21 protein-coding genes are annotated in these 21025 nt (G+C 44.1%); 11 read left to right on the plus strand and 10 right to left on the minus strand.

Annotated features, from left to right (window positions below):
* The 3 genes from hutX to L1D60_RS02975 all read left to right on the plus strand — a co-directional run bounded on the left by hutX (position 1) and on the right by L1D60_RS02975 (position 1840).
* The gene (gene hutX, locus L1D60_RS02965) at positions 1–522 is read left to right on the plus strand and encodes a heme utilization cystosolic carrier protein HutX (RefSeq protein ID WP_239839670.1); all 522 of its coding nucleotides are present in this window, start codon (positions 1–3) and stop codon (positions 520–522) included.
* 116 nt (positions 523–638) lie between these two features.
* On the plus strand, positions 639–1169 hold the full coding sequence (hutZ, locus tag L1D60_RS02970; RefSeq protein ID WP_239839671.1) for a heme utilization protein HutZ: 531 nt from the start codon (positions 639–641) through the stop codon (positions 1167–1169).
* Positions 1170–1303: 134 nt separating this feature from the next.
* Positions 1304–1840: an ATP:cob(I)alamin adenosyltransferase gene (locus L1D60_RS02975; protein ID WP_239839672.1), complete on the plus strand. Its 537-nt coding sequence runs from the start codon at positions 1304–1306 to the stop codon at positions 1838–1840.
* 31 nt (positions 1841–1871) lie between these two features.
* On the opposite strand, the gene L1D60_RS02980 is transcribed toward L1D60_RS02975, so the two are convergent.
* A complete protein-coding gene (locus tag L1D60_RS02980; protein WP_239839673.1) occupies positions 1872–2798 on the minus strand; it encodes a chemotaxis protein in 927 nt (308 codons plus the stop codon).
* Positions 2799–2979: 181 nt separating this feature from the next.
* Between L1D60_RS02980 and ppiC the strand changes: the two genes are divergently transcribed.
* Together ppiC and L1D60_RS02990 are read left to right on the plus strand one after the other, a co-directional pair.
* Entirely contained in the window at positions 2980–3258 is a 279-nt protein-coding gene (gene ppiC / locus L1D60_RS02985) for a peptidylprolyl isomerase PpiC (RefSeq protein WP_032550441.1), read from the plus strand.
* Positions 3259–3536: 278 nt separating this feature from the next.
* Entirely contained in the window at positions 3537–4940 is a 1404-nt protein-coding gene (locus L1D60_RS02990; protein WP_239839674.1) for an alpha-amylase family glycosyl hydrolase, read from the plus strand.
* A gap of 122 nt (positions 4941–5062) precedes the next feature.
* Here the strand turns inward: L1D60_RS02990 and L1D60_RS02995 are convergent, their stop codons facing one another.
* From L1D60_RS02995 to L1D60_RS03010, 4 genes are all read right to left on the minus strand, one after another.
* Entirely contained in the window at positions 5063–6934 is a 1872-nt protein-coding gene (locus L1D60_RS02995; RefSeq protein ID WP_239839675.1) for a methyl-accepting chemotaxis protein, read from the minus strand.
* A gap of 421 nt (positions 6935–7355) precedes the next feature.
* On the minus strand, positions 7356–8726 hold the full coding sequence (locus L1D60_RS03000; RefSeq protein ID WP_239839676.1) for a YjiH family protein: 1371 nt from the start codon (positions 8724–8726) through the stop codon (positions 7356–7358).
* Positions 8727–8953: 227 nt separating this feature from the next.
* On the minus strand, positions 8954–9628 hold the full coding sequence (locus L1D60_RS03005) for a YoaK family protein (protein WP_239839677.1): 675 nt from the start codon (positions 9626–9628) through the stop codon (positions 8954–8956).
* A gap of 105 nt (positions 9629–9733) precedes the next feature.
* Positions 9734–10153 (minus strand): GFA family protein, encoded by a 420-nt coding sequence (locus tag L1D60_RS03010; RefSeq protein ID WP_084181840.1) that lies wholly within the window; start codon positions 10151–10153, stop codon positions 9734–9736.
* Positions 10154–10247: 94 nt separating this feature from the next.
* Here L1D60_RS03010 and L1D60_RS03015 point away from each other — a divergent pair, with 94 nt between their 5' ends.
* The 3 genes from L1D60_RS03015 to L1D60_RS03025 all read left to right on the plus strand — a co-directional run bounded on the left by L1D60_RS03015 (position 10248) and on the right by L1D60_RS03025 (position 12805).
* Positions 10248–10886 (plus strand): hypothetical protein, encoded by a 639-nt coding sequence (locus L1D60_RS03015; RefSeq protein WP_239839678.1) that lies wholly within the window; start codon positions 10248–10250, stop codon positions 10884–10886.
* A gap of 126 nt (positions 10887–11012) precedes the next feature.
* A complete protein-coding gene (locus tag L1D60_RS03020; protein WP_102398393.1) occupies positions 11013–11312 on the plus strand; it encodes an isoamylase early set domain-containing protein in 300 nt (99 codons plus the stop codon).
* A 218-nt stretch (positions 11313–11530) separates the two neighbouring features.
* On the plus strand, positions 11531–12805 hold the full coding sequence (locus L1D60_RS03025; RefSeq protein WP_239839679.1) for a peptidoglycan DD-metalloendopeptidase family protein: 1275 nt from the start codon (positions 11531–11533) through the stop codon (positions 12803–12805).
* Positions 12806–12896: 91 nt separating this feature from the next.
* Here the strand turns inward: L1D60_RS03025 and L1D60_RS03030 are convergent, their stop codons facing one another.
* On the minus strand, positions 12897–14780 hold the full coding sequence (locus tag L1D60_RS03030) for a GGDEF domain-containing phosphodiesterase (RefSeq protein WP_239839680.1): 1884 nt from the start codon (positions 14778–14780) through the stop codon (positions 12897–12899).
* Between the two features lie 124 nt (positions 14781–14904).
* Positions 14905–15798 carry a LysR family transcriptional regulator gene (locus L1D60_RS03035; RefSeq protein WP_239839681.1) on the minus strand — a complete coding sequence of 298 codons (894 nt, stop codon included), beginning with the start codon at positions 15796–15798 and terminating at the stop codon, positions 14905–14907.
* A gap of 107 nt (positions 15799–15905) precedes the next feature.
* Between L1D60_RS03035 and L1D60_RS03040 the strand changes: the two genes are divergently transcribed.
* From L1D60_RS03040 to L1D60_RS23520, 3 genes are all read left to right on the plus strand, one after another.
* Positions 15906–17114 carry a multidrug effflux MFS transporter gene (locus L1D60_RS03040; protein WP_239840436.1) on the plus strand — a complete coding sequence of 403 codons (1209 nt, stop codon included), beginning with the start codon at positions 15906–15908 and terminating at the stop codon, positions 17112–17114.
* Positions 17115–17176: 62 nt separating this feature from the next.
* On the plus strand, positions 17177–17527 hold the full coding sequence (locus tag L1D60_RS03045; protein ID WP_239839682.1) for a hypothetical protein: 351 nt from the start codon (positions 17177–17179) through the stop codon (positions 17525–17527).
* 218 nt (positions 17528–17745) lie between these two features.
* A complete protein-coding gene (locus L1D60_RS23520; RefSeq protein ID WP_255232076.1) occupies positions 17746–17880 on the plus strand; it encodes a hypothetical protein in 135 nt (44 codons plus the stop codon).
* 151 nt (positions 17881–18031) lie between these two features.
* On the opposite strand, the gene L1D60_RS03050 is transcribed toward L1D60_RS23520, so the two are convergent.
* The 3 genes from L1D60_RS03050 to L1D60_RS03060 form a co-directional block, all read right to left on the minus strand.
* Positions 18032–18649 (minus strand): glutaredoxin, encoded by a 618-nt coding sequence (locus L1D60_RS03050; RefSeq protein ID WP_239839683.1) that lies wholly within the window; start codon positions 18647–18649, stop codon positions 18032–18034.
* Positions 18650–18791: 142 nt separating this feature from the next.
* On the minus strand, positions 18792–19667 hold the full coding sequence (locus tag L1D60_RS03055; RefSeq protein WP_239839684.1) for a DMT family transporter: 876 nt from the start codon (positions 19665–19667) through the stop codon (positions 18792–18794).
* 154 nt (positions 19668–19821) lie between these two features.
* The gene (locus L1D60_RS03060) at positions 19822–20808 is read right to left on the minus strand and encodes a porin (protein WP_239839685.1); all 987 of its coding nucleotides are present in this window, start codon (positions 20806–20808) and stop codon (positions 19822–19824) included.
* Positions 20809–21025 lie beyond the last annotated feature (217 nt).

Here is a 21025-nt window from a genome sequence, read left to right on the forward strand (position 1 = left end):
ATGACAGATACAACGGTAGATATGATCGAAACACTAGAGCAAAGCGTGGCTCGTATTCTTGAAGAAGAGCCTAAGCTACTACCTACAGCGATTGCAGAAAAGTTAAATGTGACCGAAGCGGAAGTTGTGGCTGCATTCCCAGGCGACATGTCTGTAATGCTAGATGGTTCTCGCGTTCAAGAGATCCTTGAGGGCTTGGTTGGCTGGGGCCCAGTAACGACGATCGTTCATTCGTTTGGTTCAATCTTTGAAGTTAAGGCGCCTTTCCCTAAAGGTAAAGTGGCTCGTGGTTACTACAACCTGATGGGCAAAGAGGGTGAGCTACACGGTCACCTTAAATTAGACAACGTGAAACATGTGGCGTTGGTGAGTAAACCATTCATGGGGCGTGAGAGTCACTACTTTGGTTTCTTCAGCGAAACTGGCGAAAACGTCTTTAAGATCTACCTAGGTCGTGACGAAAAACGTGAGCTTATTGCTGATCAAGTAGAACGCTTCAACGCGTTAAAGGCGCAAGGCTAACCCCAAAGTTTCGCGACTTGAGATGAACAACGATTAGAGCGAACCAAGGGGAAACAACAGTGTTTCTCCTTGGCTAAAAATATAATAATTTAGAGAAAGTAAATAAAGGAATCACCATGGAACAGCAAGTAAAACAAGAACGTCTTCAAGGTCGTTTAGGTCCTGAAATCAAAGAGTTCCGTCAAGAGCGTCGTACGCTGCAACTGGCTACTGTTGATGAAGAAGGTCGTCCAAACGTAAGCTACGCGCCGTTTGTTCAAAACCAAGAGGGCTATTTTGTTTTAATTTCTGATATCGCACGTCACGCTCGCAACTTGAAAGCGAACCCGAACGTCTCATTGATGATGATTGAAGACGAAGAGAGCTCAAAACAGCTTTATGCTCGTAAGCGTTTGACGTTTGATGCAACGGCATCCGTTGTTGAGCGTGAGAGTGAGCTTTGGACGCAAGTTATAGGGCAAATGAAGGAGCGCTTTGGTGAGATCATTGATGGTTTAAGCCAGCTTCAAGACTTCTCACTGTTTAACCTTAAAGCAGAAAACGGCTTGTTCGTTAAAGGCTTTGGTCAAGCATACCAAGTGTCAGGCGATGATCTAGTGGACTTCGTTCACCTACAAGAAGGTCACAAAAAAGTATCGAACGAATAAACTAGATTCGTTCTTTGATGAATGGCTCTCGCGTCTTGTGAGGGCCTTTTTTATGCGCCCAAGGTTGTGTTTATGTTTGCTTTTACCAAGGTAATATCTAATAGTGTGCGCGAGATACCTATTAGGAGCATTAAGTGAAACCAGTAAGCCGAGATTGGGATGAATTCTGTTATCCGTTTATTTACGAAGAGAGTCCTGCGTGTGATTTTGAGATCCTCTCCGACGAGCTGTGCTGTCGTATTGGCTTAATTCTCACCATGGATCTTGAGCCGCAAGTTCGAGACGTTTTAACTCGCTTGCAGCCAAATGTTTATCATTTGAATGGTTCGGTTCGAGGGAAGCTGGCGATCACTGAACGAGAGCTGAGTGAGCTCAAGGCCGACTATCATGCGATACGCGAACGCTTAGAGGGTGGATTCTCTGGATTTGTATTGCCAGGAGGTTGCCGAGTTGCGAGCGAGCTGCATTTGGCGCGTTGCCAAGCAAAGAAAGTGGTGAGAGCGCTGGTGGCAGTCGAACACAGTGGTAAAAAGTCACCGGCTGATATCTTATTCAAATACGCCAACTTAGTTGCCAACACTTTGTATGCGTTGACGTCACTAACAAACTTTATCGAAGGTGTAGAAGAGGTGGAGTTTGTGAGCAAAAGCTACCCGATGCCGAAGAAGTAAAGCTCAAGATAGCGGTGAGGTTCTCTCACCGTTAAATCGTAACTTGTTGCTTTTTAGGCGTATTTTCTAGTGATTTTGCGCCTTTTAGCATCGCTTCAATCAATTCACCTGCATTGAACTTTTCTAGCGCCTCATGCGCACCGACTTGTCGCGCTCTATCAACACAGATCTCACTCGACAGCGAAGTATGCAAAATACAGTAAGCGTGGCGCAGTGAATCATCATTTTGTACTTCAAACGCCAGTTCATAGCCATCAAGCCCCGGCATCTCAATATCACTCACAAGAAGGTCTATCGCTTGCCCGCGTTGTGCTTGATCGTGCATCATTTTCAACGCGTCCATACCGTTATTACAGATGCTATAAGGAATATTGATACTATCAAGCGCGTCCGAGAGCTGCTTTCTGGCGATGAGTGAGTCATCAACCAAAAGAATGTTGAGGGCCTTCAGTCGTTCACGTTCGATGTCAGTCAACATTGGGATCTGAGCATTCTCATATTCAGGGTAGATTTTTGACAGTAGCAACTCAACATCCAGCATTTGTACGATGCGATCTTCATAGCGCGTAATACCAGTGACAAAAACATTTCGGCCGACGCTCGGTGGCGGTGATTCAATGCTTCGCCAATCACACTCGATGATCTTGTCGATAGAGCGAACTAAGAATGCAACGACGGTTCTTAAGCAGTCTGTGACGATCAAAACACAGCTTTGATACTCTTGCGGTGAAATCGGTCGAAAGCCGACCGCTACCGACATATCAATCACAGGAACGGTGAGGTCACGTATGGTGACAGTGCCGATAACATGGTGGTGAGAGTAGGGCAGTTGAGTCATTGGCTGAAAGGGAACGATCTCTCTTACTTTCAACGTGCCGATAGCAAAACTCTGAGTCAAAGATAGCTTAAACATAAGCATCCCCTGAGACTGGCTCGCCTTACTGATCGTTTTCGCCATTGTTGTCTCCTGATTTCGTCGTTGTTTTTTTATTTATAAAAAGCAATGTAAATGGAATCACGCACTGCGGCAAGGGACTTAATCAATTTTACCGTTGTTTTGGGCTTAGCCGAGCTTAATGGAGTGAAGATTGGTCAGTCTTGAGTTAAAATCCCCGCATCGCAACACAATGAGAAAGATCATGGCAAGAACCGCAGCAGCGCTTCATATTTTAGTGAAGCATAAAGAACAGGCAGAAGACATCATTAAGCAGCTGAAAAAAGGTGCTAAATTTCAGACTCTTGCTAAGAAGTATTCAACCTGCCCATCAGGCAAAAAAGGCGGCGACTTAGGTGAGTTCAAAAAGGGCCAAATGGTGCCTCAGTTCGACAAAGTGTGCTTTACCGGAGAAACATTAGTACCACACTTGGTGAAAACCAAATTTGGTTGGCATGTAGTGAAAGTACTGTATCGTACCTAGTGATTAAGCATGTAGTGGAATATAAAGGAGCGTAAATACGCTCCTTTTTTGATACTTGAAGCCAGTTTTCCTTAAATATGGTGGAGTTCTTCATCCCAGATGTTATGCGATATTTTTGGCTACGCCCTGATTTATCCCCCTAAGCCTTAGCTAGGTAGGAGGATGGAATTCTTAGGCATGGCAATATAATTAACGCCATTCTTAGAGAGAATGTATCTGCAACCTTCGTCTTTTACTCTGTAGTTTAAGGTTGCGACTGAGTTTGGTAGGAGAACCATATGGAGAGTTCAGCAATGTTAAACCAACCAGCCACGGATGTTATTTTACACGCCTTCGATTGGCGTTATGCCGACATCGCGGATAACGCTGCACTGATTCAAGAGCTAGGCTATAAATCAGTATTGGTTTCACCAGCAATGAAGTCGCTACGTAGCGATAAGAACAAACCACAACAGAAACCAACCCAATGGTGGCAGCGCTACCAACCCCAAGATTATCGTGTCATCGACAACCAGTTGGGTGACACAAAAGACTTTGCTGCAATGGTTGATATCCTTAGGCAGCATGGCTTAAGAACTTATGTCGATGTGGTATTTAACCATATGGCGAATGAGTCGAGCATTCGCAGCGACCTGACGTACCCAAATCAAAACGATCTTAACGATTACCAACAAGCGCCAGAATATTACGAGTCGATTCGATTGTTCGGTGATTTGTCGAAGCCACTATTTGATGAGAACGATTTTGTTGAAGCATTCGGCATTAAGAACTGGCGTGATAAATGGGAAGTGCAGAACGGTCGTATTACTGGTGGCCCAACTGATCCAGGCTTACCAACCTTGTTAGACAACGAAAACGTTGTTGAGCAACAGCGCAGTTACTTGAAAGCATTGAAAGCCATGGGTGTCAAAGGCTTCCGTATTGATGCGGCTAAGCATATGACTCTAGCGCATCTGCGTAAGGTATGGACAGACGATATTTGCGAGCAAATGCATATCTTTGGGGAGATCATCACTGATGGCGGTGCAACTGAAGAAGAGTACGAGCTGTTTCTAGAGCCATATCTTAAGCATACTCGCTTAGGAGCTTACGATTTCCCGCTATTCAATACTATCTTCAAGGCTTTTGACAAGAAGGGAAGCTTTAAGTCGTTGATCAACCCATACTGTTTTGGTCAGGCTCTCTCGAATACGCGAGCGATCACTTTTGCCGTGACTCACGATATCCCGAACAACGACGTATTTCTTGAATACGTGATGGATGAAGATGCTGAGAAACTGGCCACCGCATTCATTTTAGGGCGCGATGGTGGTGTGCCTTTGATATATAGCGAGCTTGATACGAGTGGTATCAAAGACCGTGATGGTAAGCCACGTTGGTTCAAGGATTGGAAAGCGCCATACATGCGTGGAATGATTCAGTTCCACAACTCTACTCATGGTGAAACAATGCGTGTTGTTGAAGCGAATGATGATCTATTAGTGTTCGTTCGTGGCGACAAAGGCATTGTGGTGATTAACAAGTCTAAGCGCAGTAAAACAGCCAATCTGACTTGGTGTGGCTCTGTAACTGATACCCTCTCAGGTAAAGTGTTTGAGAGTGATGAGAAGACACTAACACTGAAAGTGGAAGCCAACAGCTGCTTGATGTTACTGGCCAACCCTGAGAGTGAATCGGCTTAGTTGAGTTCTAATTAAGTAACTAGGGCAGGGCAATTCGTATTAAAAAGGCCAGTTTGATATTCAAACTGGCCTTTGCTTTTTCAGTCATTAATAGCGATTAAGCTATTGAACACTAACGCGAGTTACACGACGAACTTGTTCAGCAACTCATCTTGTTGGCGAACGTTATCTGTTTGTACTTGCATTGCTTCGTTTGCCTGCTGTGCTGATTCAGATACCTGAGTTGATAGGTCTTTGATCTTCACCGTGTTGTTGTTGATCTCTTCTGCTACTAGGCTTTGCTCTTCAGCCGCTGATGCGATTTGAATGTTCATATCAGAGATACGTTGAATTGCATCACGGATACGGTCAAGTGCCGAGTTCGCTTCTTGAGCACGCTCTACTGCATCTGTTGCAGTGTCTTTACTCTGATTCATTGCGTTCGATACTGAGCTTGCGCCAGCTTGAAGCTGTTCAATCATGTTGCGAATCTCAGTAGTCGACTCTTGTGTACGCTGCGCCAGGGTACGAACTTCGTCTGCAACAACCGCAAAACCACGACCAGATTCACCTGCACGAGCTGCTTCGATAGCTGCGTTCAGTGCTAGTAGGTTAGTTTGGTCAGCAATGTCGTTGATTACTTTCAAGATCGTTTCGATGTTTGCAGTCGCAGACTCAAGTACTTCAACTTCAGCTACCGCTTGGTCAATACGAGAAGATAGGTTGTCAATGGCTTGCGTAGTATCGCTTACCACTGAAGTACCATCTAGTGTCGCTTCATCGGCTTCACGAGCTGCTGCTGCCGCGCCTTGGGCGTTGTTTGCCACTTCGGTCGCCGTTACGGCCATCTCGTTCATTGCGGTTGCGAGCTGTTCAAGTTCTTGAAGCTGTGTGCTCATCGCGTGTGCAGACTCTTCTGCACCTTGAACCGTGATTTCAGTACCGCGCTTGATTTCAACACCAATCGCTTTCGATTGAATAATCTGTTTCTGAAGATTCTCAGTGAAGGTATTGAAGCCTTTCGCAAGTTCAGAGAACTCTTGGTCTGTGTTGGTATCTAGGCGCTTAGTTAGGTCACCTTGACCGCTTGCCACATCATTGATCGCTTGGTTTAGTGCGTCTAGTGGACGCATTAGTACACGAATCAGCACGGTTAGTGCGATAACGCTCAGAACAACAGCAATCAAAGAGTAGATGATCGAGCTGCTTTTCAGTTCAGAAACCGTTTGGAAAGCAATTTCTTCGTCGAGAATCGCACCCACATACCAGTATTCACTTGGAATAGGCGTAAAGCTTACTAGGAACGACTTACCGTCAATTTCAATAGTCTGCGAACCTTCGCGAATAGAAGCTTGTGGTAGGTAGCTTGAAAGCTTCTCACCATTGTTCTTCGCTTCTGGGTGCGCGATGGTCGTGCCGTCAGCAGTAACTAGGAATAGGTAACCAGCGTCAAACAAGTTCACCTTATTCACGAGTGTCGCTAAGTTGGTCAGTTCTAAGTCGTAGAACATACCTGCTGTGAATTGGCCATTATCTTTAACGGGTGTACCCACAGAGATAATGACTTTTTTGCTTGATGCATCTACATATGGGGCTGTTACAACAAGAGAGTTTTTAGATTTAGCATCAATGTACCAAGGACGAACACGAGGGTCGTAGTCTGGACCTGCGTCCCAACCGTCATCATTCTCGATAACAAAACCATTCGCTTCATAACCAAAGCCTACAGCGAGAAAGCTGCTCTTTAGTTTTGGTTTTTCTAAGATAGTTTTTACGTAGTCACGATCTTGCGGTGCAATTTCGATAACTTCAGTTGTCGATTGGGCAAGTGCTTTTTTGGCCGTCATTTCAGATATAACGGTATTTTTCACACCTGCAACCATCTCCTTGAGGCTGGCGTTGACATGACTCTCAACCGCTCCTCGAACAGTGTATAGCTGCTGAATAGACAGTAGTGATACTGTGACTAGCAGTAAGGCCGATGATGCTGCGACCACCTTATGGCTAAATTTCATTGAGTATTCCCCTTCTCACAGGCTTTGCGAAGACCAAATTAACTATTGTTTTTATTGTTCTATATATATCGGCAAATAAATTCCTTACTTGAAGATATTTTCACAAAAAAGATTACAAAACCACAACAAAATAAACAACATAAAATTCCGTATGTTGTTTATTTATATATTTCCCATTAAAGTTCATAGACTTGTATTGAAAGCATATTAATCGTTTGCGCACCTATGATGCATAAGGCTTGGGCTCTTGTTGAATGTCGGTTGAACAGTGGGTTACTCAGATATTTTTAATACTTATCAATATAATTTAATTTATAAATGATGTGAGTGCTTAAATAATATACAAGGGGTTTTATATAGGTGGGGAAATAAAAAAGCCTCACATTAAGTGAGGCTTTGAATATCTTTGCATCAAGCGTAATTAAAATATCAAATGCGCTACGCCTGCGATAACTGGAAGGGTAATCAATGTACGAAGAATGAAGATGATAAACAGTTCAAAAATGTTAACTGGGATCTTACTTCCAAGTAGCAATGCACCAACCTCTGACATGTAGATAAGCTGTGTTACCGACATCGCTGCAATCACGAAACGTGTCATTTCGTTATCAATAGAGGCAGCAAGAATGGCAGGGATAAACATATCCGCAAAACCAACAACGATAGTTTCAGATGCAGCAACCGCTTCTGGTACACCTAGTAGCTCTAGGAACGGAATGAAAGGTTGACCCAAAATAGCAAAGATAGACGTGTACTCAGCGATGATCAGAGCAATGGTACCTAGACCCATTACAACTGGAAGTACGCCAAACACCATATCTACTGCGTTGCGAACACCTTCACCAAAGACACCTTTAGCTGACTTTACTTGAGATGCTTTGCTAACAGCTAGCTCAAGACCCCAAGAAAACGTGCTGTGACCCGCTGGGATAGCGTCAGCATCTTCTTGTGGTTTAGAACCATCAATAAATGTGTCTTTTTTCATGCTTAATGGTGGTAAGCGAGGAATCACAACCGCAGCAACAAAACCAGCTAGACAGATCGCAGCATAGAAAGGTAGGAACAGGTGCTCTAGTTCTACCTGCGCGATAACCACAAGGCTGAATGTAATAGAAACTGCTGAGAATGTAGTACCAACTACCGCAGCTTCACGCTGAGTGTAGAATTTGTTTTCGTACTGCTTGCTGGTTAATAAGATACCAACACTGCCGTCACCCAACCAAGATGCCATACAATCGATCGCACTACGGCCTGGTAGGTTGAAGATCGGGCGCATCACTTTACTTAATAGTGTGCCAAATAGCTCTAGTAGACCGAAGTTAAGAAGCAGTGGAAGCAGAAGACCCGCAAAGATGAAAACAGAGAATAGCGTTGGCAGTAGGCCTTCAAGTACTAGTCCACCTGTATTCTCTTCCCATACTGCCATTGGACCAACTTGGAAGAAGGTCATCACTGCAGCTGCACCACCGATAACACGTACTGCTAGCCATAATGGAGAAGGGTTGAATAGGCCGTTTAAGAATGGGCTAGATTGAATAAACGCAGGCTTGAAAAGTTTAGTGCAAATGGACGCGAGCGCCATGAACGCAACAATCGCAGTGATTGCAGGTACCAACACATCACCAAATACGGCTTGGATGGACTTTGCAAGGATTGCAACTGGAATGGTTAGGTCACCTTCATAGCTGATAGGCGCCATGAATAAGAATAAACCGATGAGCGATGGGATTAAGAAAATCCAGAAACTGCTTTTTGATTTTTCAGTATTTGCAGTGTTCATGTTGTTAGACATTGTATAGTTCTCGTATATCTACTCGTAAAAAGCCACATCCTTGGCATTTTTATGCACTAAACATCCGTATTCTTTCATTGGCGGCAAGACTACATAGTATTATGTGAACTTGCAATACTATTCATCGTAGATCGGTAAATATTCACCACCTGCATGCTGCCATTGACAGAAAGTCTAGTATAAAGTTTCGCAGATGTTACTTTTGTTTTCGTTATGTTGCTAGTTTTTTATAAAATATCTAGCTTATTCGTTTGGCGGTAGAGGTATAGCCAGTAGACAAACGCGATCACAAAGGCAAAAGAAGCTGGAAAGGCTAATGCAGTAATCTCGAATTTTTGAAATAGGCAAGCGCCCACCAAACCGCCTGATAAGAAGCCGATGACGATAAAAAGTAGCAGCTTGGCCTTACGGCGATCGAAGGGCGTACCTTTTAAGCGTGCACCAATCATAATACCAAGGTCAGTAATAATACCGCTCATGTGGGTAGTGCGAATGATGGCGCCACTATAAGTCGTGATCATTGCATTTTGTAGTCCACACGCCGCTGACGCGAAGTATTGACCATAAGCATAGCCGTTAAGTAGTGCCCACAACGCTGTAAATAGCAGTGCCCCTTCAATACAGAGTGCGACACCATAACGTCGCCCTAGCTTGAGCGCTTGATTTTCTATAAAGAATCCACTGAATGCTGCACCTAGCATAAAGCTGACAATGATCAGAATTAGGTGCCAAGAGATTAACGATGGGGTGAGTAGGCTACTACCCAGCAGTGAGATGGTGCCAGAGAGGTGTGAAATCGCTTGATGTTGGAACCCAAGCAGGCCAATTGCGTTAACACTGCCCGCTAGCCCGGCAAGTAAAAGTGCACCATATTCAATCCAGCGAGGGAGTTTAGAGATCATGTGCGTGGCCTGATGAAGAAAAGAAGGGGCGGATTATAACGCTAGCAAAATCTAACGCTAGCGTTGTCCACAGAGAGAGTTTGATCTTAGGCAATCAATAGCGATTTAGTTAAAGCGTTCCATTTCACAATCAAACTTCACCCAGCCGTGTTTGCGCTCTTCATAAACGGAAAAGCTTGGAATAGGGAAATCCCGCTCTTTGAATAGACCAAGGGGGACAATGAGAGCATCCGGAGCACCTGTAGTTTGCAATAACATGGTAGTGCCGCATTTTGGACAGAATTGATAGTGAACTTCGTTGCCACTATCGCTAATGCGCGAAAAGCTGGTGACTTCTCCACTTAGGGTCACTTGTTCGCTGGCAAATCGAGCCTGCACGCCAAACACACTGCCGGTTCTCTTTTGGCATTCGTAGCAGTGGCATACCGCCGTTCTAAGTGGTTCACCACGGCAAACTAAGCTGGTAGCACCACAACGACATTCACAACTTCTTACAGCTTTCTCATTCGCACTGTTTGTATTCATGCACAACTCGCTTTCTGGTTAAGCTCATATTGCTAATTATACTAAAGCCATTTAAGGTCTGCACAAGTCGATGAAAATCAAAGAATAGAAGTTCATGAAAAAGAAAATTTTACCGATTCCGCTGATCCTGCTAATCCCGATAGTGATGCTGGTGGTTGTGATTGTAGCGGGGCTATATCGCTTTAGTTTGACCGATGAGGAGATACTAGCCAAGTTCCCTTCGTCTCAGGTGAGCTACGATCCTGTGGTTGAACTGGTGTTTGACCTAAAGGCCACAAACCCTTGGACGATTAAAGTGCCGGAAACCCAAGCATTCGCTTTTATTGACGAGTATATGGACTCCAAGCACATCGCTTCTGGTCGATATGATTCAGGTGCAGAGCGCGGAACCGTGCAAGTCGCGACCGATAAGATCGTCGCTTTTACCATTGAACAACACCAAATGTTTGTCGCACCAATGTGGGTTTCTAACCAAGGCTCTGGCGTGTTTCATTACTTGGCCCTGTTTAAGTTTGATAAAACGCGTAGCCGAGTCGTATTAGTCGATGAGCTGTTATTGGGTGATCGTATTCAATTAGAAACGTTGGACGTTACTGATGCTGAAGCGCGAAATAGCTATCAGGGTTTGGTGAGCTTCAATCAACATAGTACCCAGCAATCTTACTCAGAGGCTCCTGACGAGAAAGTGATGTTGAGCTTTAGAGTAAATAAGCAATCAATTGAACTGCATTAAAGGTTTTAATAGTGCATTGTTTTGTTGTTTATGTGAGCCAAATTACATATTATCTTAGATAGTTGACTGAAATTTAGACACAAAATTGGTTTTGTGTTGGACAATTTTTACAAATGGAGCTTGCGAATGATTAACAAACGCTTTTTTAAAACCAAAGATGAAGTAGAAGTGACCTTTGAGCTAGAGGCTCAAGAAGCGAATTCAGTGTCTATTGTCGCTGATTTCTTGGACTGGAAGGCTACGCCGATGAAGAAACTGGCAAAAGGAAAGGTCTACAAGTTCAAAACACGTCTACCAAAGGATGGGGAGTTTCAATTCCGCTACCTAGTGGATGATCAACAATGGGTTAATGATGCCAATGCTGATCGCTATATCCCGAATGAGTTTGGCGAAGATAACTGCTTAGTGTCGACGGCAAACGCATAGCCGCGATTGACTCTTTAAACTGGATGATAAAGCAGAGGCAGTAATGTCTCTGCTTTTTTATTTCCGCAGTGAATAGATACTGGAGAGTTCGGCGACAATAACTCAATGACTTAGCATGATCGAGTAAGATTGCGGTCATATTATGACAATGTATTGATGATTTATGCGTTTGAAAAGCATATCCTATGGTCTTTATATCGTAGAAAGACCTGTTTACCGTGTATTCAAAACTATTTTCATCTCCGTTTGCTGCGCTTTCGCCCGTAAAAAAGATAACCATTTTGGGATTGCCCGTATTCGCCTTAATTGGCGTGGCGATCAATTCATCTCAGTCGAGTTTAACGGGAACCATTGAACTCAACTTACCAGACTCAACCGTGATTGAGTCAATCCTCTCTCCATCACACAACGTGATTGAGCCACCGACATTCGAGTATCAGATTCAAACTGGCGATAGTTTGAGTGGTATCTTCACTCAATTAGGTTTCTCTTATCAGTCGATGATGAGTGTTATGGAGACGGACTTAAACTATTTAGCACTTGATACGCTTCAGCCAGGTAACCAACTGCGTTTTTGGCGTAATGAAGAGACAAACAACCTTGAGAAGATGGAGTTAAGCTTCAACGTCGCTGATAAGGTTGTATATCGTCGACTTGAAGATGGCAGTTATGAGTTTGAAGATATCTCGATTCCTGGTGAGTGGAAGCAAAAGCCAATGGTTGGTGCTATTCACGGAAGCTTCTCGACATCGGCAAACAAACTTGGTTTGAGCAGCGTTGAGATTGACCAAGTGGTTTCGTTATTGAAAGACAAGCTTAACTTCAGTCGTGACTTACGCGCGGGTGATACCTTTGAGGTATTACAACGTGCTCAGTATGTGGACGGCGTTGCAACAGGCAAGCGTGAAATCGAAGCGGTGAAGATCGTTAATCGAGGTCGTTTAGTCTCCGCTTATCTTCATAGTGACGGCCAATATTATGATGCCAAAGGCGACAGCCTACAGAGAGCTTTCCAGCGCTACCCAGTAAGCCGAAACTGGCGTTTAAGCTCGAGTTTTAACCCGAAACGCCTGCACCCAGTAACAGGTCGTGTCTCACCTCATAACGGCACCGACTTCGCGACACCAATTGGTACGCCAGTGCAATCGACGGGTGATGGTACTGTTATCATGACGCGCAAGCACCCATACGCGGGTAACTATGTTGTGATTCAACACAGTAGCACTTACAAAACGCGCTACTTGCATTTGAGTAAGATTTTGGTGCGTAAAGGCCAGCAAGTTTCGCGTGGTCAGCGTATTGGACTCTCGGGTAAAACAGGTCGTGTTACTGGTCCTCACCTTCACTATGAATTGATTGAACGTGGCCGCCCAGTAGACGCAATGAAAGCGAATATCCCGATGGCAAACTCGGTGCCTAAGAAAGAGAAAGCCGAGTTCTTTGCTTTGCGTGATAAAGCCGATGCATTGTTAGCGGATCAGGCTAGCCTTTAGGTCAGCATGAAACTCAAAAATAAGCCGTGAATAATGAGTTATTCACGGCTTATTTTTATGGGCCTAGGATCGGCTTCTAGTGTGTTGTTTGTCACCTTTCGTTTTCTAGCTGCGATTCAATTTCACCTCTATCAACAGTGAGTTCGATTTTTGATCTACCCTGTATCTTGGCGATCATGTCACGTGCGGGCAGAGGGCAAGAGAAGAGAAAGCCTTGTATCTTATCGCACCCCATCGTATGCAACTTTTCGAGCTGTTCTTTATGCTCGACCCCTTCAGCCACTAAAGATACACCTAGTCGATTCGCCAGTTGAACGATGAGCCAAACGACACTCTCTGCGGTGTCACTGGTCAGTAGTCCCTTAATAAAGGTTGCATCGATCTTGATGCAATCAATGGGGTAGCTGTGAATGTAATTCAAACTAGAGTACCCAGTACCAAAATCATCGAGTGCGATGGTAAAGCCTTGTTGCCGCATAGTACTGAGTACGTTCTTGGTCTCTTCGGTTGGGGATAGTAATACGGTCTCTGTCAGTTCAATAACAAAGTCACGTTTATCGAAACGAAAATGTTTGATCATCTTGGTTAAGTAGTTGAGATAGCGTTGGCTGTCATGCAGTTCGTGGGCTGAGCAGTTGATGCCGAGCTTTACCGGATAACCAAGATCATTTTCTAAAAGCGCTTTTGCTCTACAGGCGAGCTCTATAACTCTTTCGCCTAGCTCAACGATCAGCCCCGACTCTTCAGCCACTTCGATAAACTCAACAGGGGATATATTGCCGTGTTTGTTCGTGTGCCAACGAGCGAGCACTTCAAAGTAATCCCACCGTTGGGATTGCTCACTTACTATCGGTTGAACTACAACAGTTAAACCTTGTTCTGAACGTGGGTCGATGGGCTGAGAAAGCTCGGTTTTTAATGCGGCGACCAGTTCTGCTTTACGATGATAAGCCGCACTGAGGTGTGTGTCGTAGCACTTAACACGGGTATTCGCAGCCTGCTTACACGCTTTCAAAGCAAGGCTGGTATTAAAAATGAGTTGCTCGATATCTTTCATCCCATCTTGTGAGCGGGCGAGCCCAATACTGATGTTGAAGTCGAGTTGCAGTGTCGTACCGATACGGCTGTGTTTGAGTTCCCTCAATATGGCGTCGCAAACACTGAAAGGGTCTGAGTGATAGGTAATGAAGGCAAATTCATTGCCAGCTGTTCGGAATGTTAGGTTCTTCTCAGGCACTACTGCTTTGAGAATGTCTGCCAATTTCTGTAGTACCTTGTCGCCAATGTAGTTGCCATGCATGTCGTTGATGGCTTTGAAGCTGTCGATATCAAGAATTGCCAAGGTGAAAGGAGGGTGACTTTGCTGAGTAATCGACTCTAATGTGTCCGCCAAACATGAGCGATTGAGTAGGCCAGTAAGACTGTCGTGAGAGACTTCATAACTGAGCTGGTGGACGAGCTGCTCTGATCGATCGTTGAACCACATCTCTCTCAGGGTATGAGTCATGATATTGGCAAAGATCTGATGATGTTGAATCACCTGTTGTTGAAGGTTGTTATCTAAAGGTTCCTTAAAAGATGACAGTAATACTCCCATCACTTCACCGCTTGGTGTTTTGGTTGGTATTGCCAATAAATGATTAGTTTTAACGACTTGGGTAAAAGCTTCCGACGGCAATAGGTTAACGATATGTCTTGCAGCATTGCTATCTGGGTGACGATGACGAACAGCTTCTTGATAGAGCTGGCGATGCAAAGGATTAATTCTGTCGTGATTTATACGATGATCGTGGGCAATGATCATCGGTGATATTTGATCGGGAAAGTACTTACGTTCAACCAAGCTAGTGTAGTCGGTGTCGTAAGCACTATGTAGACTCAAAACGGCAGATTCGAGAAGGTCTAAGCCATCTAATTCTAGAAGTTGACCGACAGTTTTGAGCTCAATTTCAGTGCGTTTATGGGCGTATATCATATGCACCCCCTAGCCATTTGCTTATTAAATTTAGTATATGCACATTGATTAGTATGGCGCTTATTGATTAGATTTCAAATATCGTTGAGAACTTTTCTCACTCATCGTTCAACATGACCAAGGGTTAGTAGAGCGGGCTTCCCTCTTGTCTTAATCGCTCTTTTAAGTGGTCTAAAAAGAGTGTGGTCAACGTATGGGAGTAGTCGAGACTAGGGTAGTAAGCATAAACCATCAGTTCATCCGCGGTTACGTCTGGGAGAATACGAACCAAGTTACCCTGTTTAAGTTCCTCTTTGATGATGGTGCCGTTGGTTAATAGAATACCAATGCCTCGCTTCGCTGCATGAAAGAGAGCTTCTGGGTTAGTCGTCGCAAAGTTTCCTCTAAGCGTTATCCGCTTACCAGTGGCGAGTCTTACCTCTCGATCAGGGCGTTCTCCCCACACCAAGGAATTATGTTTCCCTAACTCTGAAACGTCTTGTGGGGTGCCGTGCTTTTCTAGATAGTTTGGGGCTGCATAAAAGCCCGCCTTATGTTCAAAGAGAGGTGACTTTTTGAAAGCAAGTGAGTTGAGTTGCTCCAACTCGCGGCTAATCACGAGATCTAGGCTAAGCTCAGGGACTTGGCCAGGTGTTGTGGTGATCAGTTGAACCTTAATATCTGGGTATTTTTCTAAGAAATCATCAAGATACTGCACTAGAAATTTGGAGCCAACTGCAATGGTGGCGCCGATTTTCAGCAGACCTGCAGGGGTTTGGTTAACGGAACGTGTCTCGTCTACGATAGATTGCCAGTTTTCCAACTGTGCCTTTGAGCGCGTGTAAAACAGTGCGCCCGCTTCTGTCTGGCTAATAGAGCGAGTTGTGCGCTTTAGCAGCTGTGTGCCAATGCGAGCTTCTAGCCAATTAACGCGCTTACTTATTGCTGAGCTGGTGGTATTTAGCGCCCTTGCTGCACCATTGAAACTGCCTTCTTCGACTACTTTTATGTAGCTCTTAACGTTAAGAATCCAATCCATATTCATTCCCATTAGGACTTAATCTAATTCCAAAGTGGCTAATTATCATCGCGTAGCTTTGAATGTAGACTCATTATATGAATAAAATTGAATCAAAAGGAACGATATTGAACGCATCTGACTTCAAAAAGACGCCACTGCTCCTTGCAATGATGATCATTGCGACCGGGCAAGTGGGTGTGAGTATTTACTTGCCATCACTGCCACTGATTTCATCGGATCTGAATATTTCTCAGGTCGATGTTCAACTTCTTGTTACGCTCTTCTTGGTGGGTTTTGGTGCATCTCAGCTCTTTTACGGTCCTATGTCAGATGCAGTCGGTCGCCGGCCGATATTTTTACTTGGTCAAGGCGTTTATCTGATTGGTACAGTGATCTGTTTTACCTTTTCCGACAGTGTTGGCGCATTGGAGTTTGGTCGTCTATTACAGGGCTTAGGTGCTGGTAGTGCTTCGGTACTGGGTCGTAGCGTGCTAAGAGACAGCTACGATGGAGGCCAACTGACCAAAGCACTCTCTTATATTTCGCTAACGGCTTCTATTATCCCAATCATTGCCCCTGTATTTGGCGGGTGGATAGCATTTCACTTGGGTTGGGAATCGGTATTTCTGTTTGTTTTGATTTATTTATCAGCCATCTATACCTTGGGCTACTTTGTGCTGCCAGAGACCTTGCCTTATGGCAAAAGCCGATTTGAATGGAAAAGGGTGATTAGGAACTATGGAAGCTTGTTGTTGAATCGCCAAGTCGTCGGCAGCGCGAGCTATAACTGGGTGAGTTATCTTGCAAGCCTAGTGACCTTGTCTCTGTTCCCATTTTTGATGCAAGAGCAACTCGGATTGAGTGCGGCCGACTATGGTTCACTCATGATAGTCCCTTCCGCAGGGTTGATGATGGGGAGCGTATTACTGAATATCTTCAATAAACGTTTTTCAACGACGCAATTAATGGCAACTGCAATAACGATCATTTTTGCAGCAGGTACGTGGTTGCTGGTGAGTGAACTAACGATCTTTAATCTTGTATGGGCCTTTACTTGGTTAGCCATTGCACAAGGTATCTCTTTTCCTTTATCGATCAGCATGCTTCTTGAGCCTCATAAAAAACAAGCGGGTGCCGTTTCTGCACTTTCTGGTTCCATCCAGATGTGCTTGGCCGGGTTATTAGGCGGCTACTTAGTTGAAACTTGGGTAACGACTCACGTTCAGCTCGGCTGGTTTTATATTGCATCAGGCAGTGTGATGGGCTTGGTGTTGTTTGCTTCGAACAAGCGCCGTATTGAGAAGAGCAGTGGTTCAAAGCAGTATGCATCGTAATGATTGAGTTTAGCGACGCTGTTTCTTACAATGTGCGAGTTCATTTAATAGGTAAATAAATCATGCAGCATAAAGAATTCGAAACATTGGTAAAGGCTATCTGTGATCTTGAGACACTTCCTCAAGCTCTGGAACTGCTAAAGAGCAGCGAAGAGGCTGAAGTCGCGGAAGCCGCAGCATCATTGAGCGGTCAATTTGCGCTGGCTGAAGTAGAAAATGAGAAGCGTATTTACCATGTGACTCAGCAAGAAAATGAGCAGGGTGAAGAGCAAGAGTATGTTGAGCATGTAATGAATGAAGGTGACGATCTGATTAAATTCGCTGCGTGGTTCTTTGATTCGATGTTTGGTGTTAAGCAGAAAGAAACTTACCAAACAGCGGGCAAAACATACCGTCAACCTAAACGTAGCTAATCGACTCGATATTAACTGGCCTATTTATAAGGCTAGATGACAGCTTAATTGGTTCCTGTATGAGCTCTACTTCGGTAGAGCTTTTTTGTGTCCGTTGTCGACTCTAGGTTACATCTTGTAAATTAATTACTAAAAAATGTGATTTAAGTCTTGTTTTTGGGGTTGTTAGGTGTAAAATTGCCACATAAAGAAAATTTATTACATGTATGGTGATTATTATGAGTTACGAATTAGGCAATGTTTACGTGGGTCATATTGTAGCGAAAAACATGATGCACGAAGCGCTACATGGCAAACCAAAACAGAAGAAAATTTCATTCGTTAAACGAATGATGAAGAAAATGGCAAACTAGTCATTGTTCTAAAGGATTTTAAAAGGGCTTAAGCGAAATGCTTAAGCCCTTTTTCGTACTCAACATAACATCAGTTTTAATGAAATCACTGTTGATACGTCTCTTTGTGGATGGACACAAAATTCTGAGCGATGATTTTCGATACTAAACCTTAGCCATTGGATTGGTTAGAAAGATCCACTACGTTGTTTGGAATGGTATCTAGTCCTTTCTCTTTCATCCAAGCTTCTAGATTATCAGCACCACCAATGTATTGACCGTCTAGCCAAATTTGTGGAACGGTGACTGGTGTTTTTTGTCCGATATGTGCCTTAACTTCTGGGATCATTCGGTACAGTGCTGCGCTGTCTTTTACTACATCGTGATACTGGTATTCGACGCCAGCTTCATCAAGCATTTTCTTAGCTTTTACACAGAAAGGGCAGGTTGCTTTACCATAAACGATGTTGCCTTTAAGGGTATCGCGCTCAGTCCACTCTTTGATAACAGACTGCACTAATACACCTCGGTTTAGAGCTTCACCTTGGCTAACAACTTTTCCTTCTACGACTAAGATCGGAGCATGCCAAGCGCCATACTTCAACGGCTCCCACCAATGAGACAACCAATCTTTTACCTCTAACTCTACGTCGACATCAGATAATTCATTATCGAAGGTATCCTGTAGAATATCTTTGGTCAGGGTACACTCACCACAAGGGATATTGACTTTAAATGGTCCCCAGCTTCCGCCCCAGCGATATAAGGTAATTTTAATTGGTTTGCTCATAGTGACATCCTCGTTTAAATCTCTTGTAAATATAGAACGATAAGCTCTAATTTTTCTTTCAAAGAAATTTAAATTTATCTTCACTTCCTAATTGATACGCAGTTTTCGGAGTAACAAAGAAGTAAAACAGTGTAAGACGAAATTAACGCTCTTTCTTGGTTTCCCAATGGGTAATGAAAGCAACAGAAGCGATGATGATCGCCGCGCCAAGCCAGAGACGCCCTGGTGGTACCCAGCTAAATACAATCCAACCGGCGAGCACATTCAAAGGCAGTTTCGCGTGATCAAAAGGTTGAACGAATGACGCGTCTGCAACCGAATACGCTTTTACAATCGCCCATTGTGCGAGCGCGGTGAGCACGCCAATAACAACAAGGATCGCCCAGATGTTAAAGCCACTCGGCATTTGCCATTCAGGGGCTGCCAACAACATGTTAAATGGTGTAATGAGTAACAACAGGTACACCACCATAGTAGAAGGGCTATCGTCAGATGAGAGCTTTTTCACCATCAGTGAGTAACATGCCCAGAAAAATGCGGCGCCTACCGGCAATAGCGTTGCCCAGCTAAAGTCATCCGCCCATGGTTCGAGGATGATCATCGCGCCAGCAAAACCAGCAAGAGTCGCGCCCCAGCGTGCTTTACCAACATTCTCTTTTAAGAATAAACCTGAACCCACTGTCGCAAATAGTGGAGAAGTCATGAGAAGTGCAATGCCTTGCCAAATCGGTACTGGGTATGCGAGCGCCCATATCCACAACTGAATACCAATAACCGATAAGAACACACGAGCGATGTGCATTTTTAGGTTGTTGGTCTGTAGAGCTCTGCGGATCCCGAGTGTTTGCAAATAAGGAAGAATTGCAAAGAATGCGATGGCGTATTGAATAACAGCAACTGTCGTGGAGGCGAGTCCAAAATGGATACTGGCGATTTGGGTTAAGCTGTTAATGATTGCGAATGCAAGGCCAGCGGTAAGCATCCAGCTTGCGCCTTGAATCGGGTGATGTTGAGACATAATGTTTCTAGTTCATTGATGTGGTTTACGTATGATACGTATTTAGAACAATGAAACCAGAAAAAGAGTTGATGAAGTTGGTCGAAATAATTGAAGGAAACAAAAAAAGCTGAGTAATTACTCAGCTTTTATAGATTCTGTCTAGGATACTAGATTAGAAATCGTAGCGTACACCTAGGCGAAGCGTGTCTTCACCTTCAGTTACAACACCTGCAGTCTTAACTTCGTCTAGACCATTTAGGTAGTACGATAGGTAAGTACGGAAGTTGCTGTTGAACTTGTAGTAACCAGCCAATTCAATACCGTCTACCGCATCAACTTTAGTGCCGTTTGCTAGTTCATTCTCTTGGTATGTGTATACCGCTGCTGCAGAGATTTGTTTAGTGAACTTGTATTGCGCCGCAAATTCCATAGCCGTGAACGACTCTTCGTCAGTCAGCGTTGCTTTGTCGTTTAGGTCACCCATTGAGTAAGTTGCTGCAAGGTATAGGCTGTCTAAAGAGTAAGCAACACCCGCTAGAATTTGGTTTGCGCTACCTGCGCCAGCACCCAAATCTTCAGCTGCGTAAGTTAGACCAAGATCTAGACCGATAGGCAGTGAGTAAACACCAGAGATACCGTAACCATCAGAATCTTTTGCGCTGTTTGTTTTGTAAGTTGCTTCTAGTTGAAGTGCATCAAAGCCACCGCGGTATGCAAATACGCCGTCTTCTTTGTCAGAAGCTGAATCGATCACTTGCTGAACACCAGAGAACTCAGTGATATCGGTGAAATCTGAAACGATAACCGATGCCATGTCTTGACGACCGAAAGAGATAGCTTGGCCATCAAAGTCAACGCCAGCGTACATGTAACGGTTTTTGAATGTGCTGTCGCCAGAGCCTTGCTCTGCTTCATAGAAGCCAAACGCAGTTGCTGTATCAGTTAATTGCGTTTCACCTTTTAGGTTTAGACGAAAGCGAGTTTTGTCTTCCATTGAGCCTTCAACTTCTGCACCACCTGAACCGATGAAGTCACCACGGAATTCCGCGCGACCACCGATTTTAAGTTCGGTGCCGTCAGAGCTGTAAACTGTTGCTGCTAGAGATGAACCTGAAACTAGTGCTGCTACCACTGCAGAAGCTAGAACTGCCTTTTTCATAATCACTTACCTTGTATTGTAAATTCCGTGAGCGTAGTGCTCGTTCTTTTCGAGATGGGGTTAATTTAGAGCAGACAAATTAAGCTTTCATTTCTGAGAAATTACATTTTCGTGAATAGGGAACTTTTTATTAGTTATTAATTTCATTGCACTTTTGTTTCATTTTTATTTTTGATAGTGAATGAATAGTCGATTATTGGCCTGTTTTTGACTTTTT

Source organism: Vibrio sp. Isolate30, assembly GCF_022397975.1.
Lineage (GTDB): Bacteria > Pseudomonadota > Gammaproteobacteria > Enterobacterales > Vibrionaceae > Vibrio > Vibrio fortis.